Raw genomic sequence first — 3,491 nt, forward strand, 5'->3', positions numbered from 1 at the left:
ATCCCCGGTGGGTGGTATCCGTCCGTGCGTGGCAGTCCTCGGTCCGCCGCCCGAGGGCAACCCCGACCGCGACGTCCTCTTGCGCGACCAGGAGGCCCGCGCCGACGCGGAGGAGGAACGGCGCCGCGTCGGTGAGCGGGAGGCGCAGCGCCCCGTGTGCGAGCGGTGCGGAAGGAAGTTCACCGACCAGCGCTGGGAGGAGACCACCGCGCACAGGACAGCCTGGAACGCCGGGGACGTGTCCGTGTGCGGCACCTGCCACGCCGACGACGTCGCCCGCGAGGAAGCCGCCACCGGAGCCGCCCGCCTCCAAGCCGCCGCATCGCCGGAGCCGGAGGACGACCAGGAGCCGGGCCGTGCCCGCGGCTGGTTCCGCCGGCAGCCCTGACGACGCCCTTCTCACCGTGGGCCAGGCGCGCAGGGTGCACGCGTGGTGACGATATGCTTGCACGCTGGCCTCCAATCCAGGCGTGCTGTGGTCGAGGGGTGCCGGAGGTTGGGGAGGAACCGGCTGGGCCGGTTGCGGTACCAGGGGAGGCGATGGGATGCAGCAGGCAGGGGTGCTCGATGTCGGCTGCCACAGTGCTCTGCTGACGGTGGTGCAGCGGCGTCCGGGTGCGGTGCTGGAGCCGGTGTTCTCCCGCAAGGTGCGGTTGAGCCTGCATGAGACCCTCGATCGGAAGGGCAGTCTGGACAAGGCCGGCATGAAGAGTGTCGAGCGGGCGGTGGCCGAGGCCGTCGCCGCCGACCCGCGTCCGCGCGGACTGGAGGTGTTCGCGTTCGCGACCTCCGTCATCCGGGACGCGCCCAACCGCGACGAGGTCATCGCGCGAGTGGCCCGCGCCACCGGCACACGCCTGCGCGTGCTGCCCGGCGAAGAGGAGGCGCGGCTGGCCTATGTGGCCGCCCGCCAATGGGCAGGCCCGAGGGCCGGGCAGTTGTTGGTCCTGGACATCGGCGGCGGCACCGTGGAGATCGCCTCCGGCACCAAGGACCAGCCCCGCGTCGTCCACTCGCTGCCGCTGGGCGCCCGCAGGATCACCCGGGACTGGCTTCCCGGCGGCACAGTGCCGTCCCGACAATCCCTGGCCAGGATCCTTCAGTACCTTCGCCGGTCCCTGGAAGCCGTCCCCGGCCTGCCGCAAGCGGAGCCGGGAGTGCGGGTACTGGCCTGCTCCAAGACCTTCGAGCAGCTTGCCCGGCTCGCCGCCGCCCAGAGCGGGACACCCCGCACGCGACGGCGGCTGACCCTGCCCCGACTGCACACGGCAGTCTCCTTGCTGGCCGACGCGGCACCGTCCCGCCGGGCCAAGCTGCCGGGTATTTCCCGGCACCGTGCCGAGCAGTCCCTGGCCGGAGCCCTGATCGCCCAGGCGCTCATGGAAGCTTGCGGAGCCACGAGCGTCGAGATCTGCCCCTGGTCCACCAGGGAAGGGCTTCTGCTCGAACACCTCGGCGTGGCATCCACCCCGGTCGGCCGCCCCCGCCGCGTCGGCTGAGCCCGCCGGACTTCACCAACCCGGGCCCATACACCCACGTTAGTCAGCAGCCCTGGATGATCAGTGGGCGAGTTCGCGAGGTGCGGGCGAGCTCAGGCGGTAGGGGAGGCGCGCTATGTCCACGAGAACGGACGGGTCTCGACAGCATCGGCGCCGAGGGAATGCGAGAGGTTGTGCACACGCCCTTCAGCTTTGCTTCAATCAGCCAGGTGACGCGAGCAATCGTGTCCATCCGTGCACACGTCGTCCCCCTCCCCACAGGCGGGGGCAGCCGGCCCGCTGCGCTGGGCAGGGGAGAACGTAGGGTCTGCCTCGTGCACCAGCTTGAGATTTCCGACCTGATCAGGGCGGTGGATCCCCACAGCGGCCACCGGCTCCCGGTCCGGCGCGCCAAGGTGATCCAGCAGCTCCGCGCGAGCGGTGACGAGCGCGCGGCCGGGATCGTCGCCGGGTTGCCCGCTGACCGAGACGGCGTACTCGACCCACACGCCGTGGACCGCCTGCTCATCAGCGTGCACACCGAACTCCAGCGCCTGAGCGAGGAACTCCGGATCGGCCAACGCCTGGTCCATGTGCTGGGCCCGCTCTTCACCGCCATCCGCGCAACTACCCGGCAGTCTGGGCCGTACTGCCTGGTCGACGTCGGTTGCGGCCTGGGCTACCTGGTCCGCTGGCTGGCGGCTACCAACGCCCTCGGCGCGGACGTGGAGCTGATCGGGGTCGACCTCGACGCCACGCTGGTCGGCGAAGCGGAACGCCTTGCCCACGCAGAGGGGCTCAACTGCCACTTCATCCACGGCAATGCCTTCGACCTGCCGAAGGCGGCGACCGTCTACGTCTCCACCGGTGTGCTGCACCATTTCCGTGGTCCCGCCCTGGCCAAGTTCTTTCAGGCCCAGGCCACCTCACCGGCGCAGGCCTTCTGCCACTTCGACATCGCCGCAACCCGCCTCGCACCCATCGGTGCATGGATCTTCCACCGCGCCCGGATGCGCCACCCGCTCGGCCGTCACGACGGCGTCGTCTCCGCGCGGCGCGCGCACAGCGACGAGACACTGTTGCGCGCCGCCGACGTACCCGGCATCCGGCCGCTGCTGTACGAGCCGCGCGGCGCGGTGAACCCGTTCTGCACCACGTTGCGCCCGGTCATCGGAGTGCGCCCGCAGCTGGAGGAGCCGCTTCGCCGGGCCCTCGGGCGGGCCGCACGCCGACTGGTCGGTCCGGAGCATCTCGCCGAGGACGCCCGATGACCCCCGCCGTACCACTCGCGCTGATTGGTCTGGTCGACGCGGCATTCAGCGGCTTCCGCGCTTATGCCGGCCGCGACGCCCGCATTCGTAAACACCGGGCCATCACCCGGGCCGCCCTGCGTGGACTGACAGTCGGGGCCGTCCTGCTGCTCGCGCCCGCGCTGACCGCAGCCCTCCTGCTGCTCACCGCACCAGCCCAGGCCCGGACATACAACACCCTGACTGCCGGCGGCCTCGGATACCTGCTCCCTCTCACCGTCTACGCCACCGCCGTACTGCTCTCGCTCGCCGCCTACTTCGTCCTGCCATTTCGTGCCAGCACCCTCGCGATGGTCATCGGCCTCGGCCCGCTGACCCTGATGCGTCCGCTCGCCGTTGCCGCCGCGTGCCTCGGCGCGGTCATCAACGGCGGCGGTGGTTCCGCCCTGCTGGTCGGCGCGATCGCAGGCGCCGCCGTGCTGTGCGTCGAACCTGTGGTGCACCGGCGCTGGTACCACCACCCCCTTTAGAGGCCGGCTGACGTCATTGCGGTTGCTGCCGAACGCCACGGCAATGGCTGGCGGTGCTGTCCCTTCTCGGGCTCTGGCCCTCATTGTGTGGTGCAATCACTCGCAGTGTCGGCACTGTCCCGGCAGCGCCTCAGCGCGGTGACTTTGCGGGAGCTGACACGCGAGCCAGTTCGTAGGCGAAGTCGACCGTTTCGGTGAGGCGGTCGTTGGCCGTATGGCGGCCGAGTTTGGCA

The 3,491-nt window shown here is 70.9% G+C and carries 3 protein-coding genes and 1 pseudogene; all 4 read left to right on the plus strand.

Going from position 1 to position 3,491, the window contains the following annotated elements; all coding sequences use genetic code 11:
* Positions 1-388: pseudogene (locus JF597_RS49715) on the plus strand (hypothetical protein); the annotation flags it as partial.
* A 157-nt stretch (positions 389-545) separates the two neighbouring features.
* Positions 546-1,499, plus strand: a complete 954-nt coding sequence (locus tag JF597_RS49720; RefSeq protein WP_294012703.1) for a hypothetical protein — start codon at positions 546-548, stop codon at positions 1,497-1,499.
* Between the two features lie 314 nt (positions 1,500-1,813).
* Positions 1,814-2,749 carry a class I SAM-dependent methyltransferase gene (locus JF597_RS49725; protein WP_294012706.1) on the plus strand — a complete coding sequence of 312 codons (936 nt, stop codon included), beginning with the start codon at positions 1,814-1,816 and terminating at the stop codon, positions 2,747-2,749.
* Positions 2,746-3,258, plus strand: coding sequence for a hypothetical protein (locus JF597_RS49730; RefSeq protein ID WP_294012709.1), 513 nt, complete (start codon positions 2,746-2,748; stop codon positions 3,256-3,258). Before JF597_RS49725 ends, JF597_RS49730 begins: the two co-directional genes overlap by 4 nt.
* The last annotated feature ends 233 nt before the right edge of the window (positions 3,259-3,491 follow it).

Source organism: Streptomyces sp. (assembly GCF_019510245.1).
Taxonomy (GTDB): domain Bacteria; phylum Actinomycetota; class Actinomycetes; order Streptomycetales; family Streptomycetaceae; genus Streptomyces.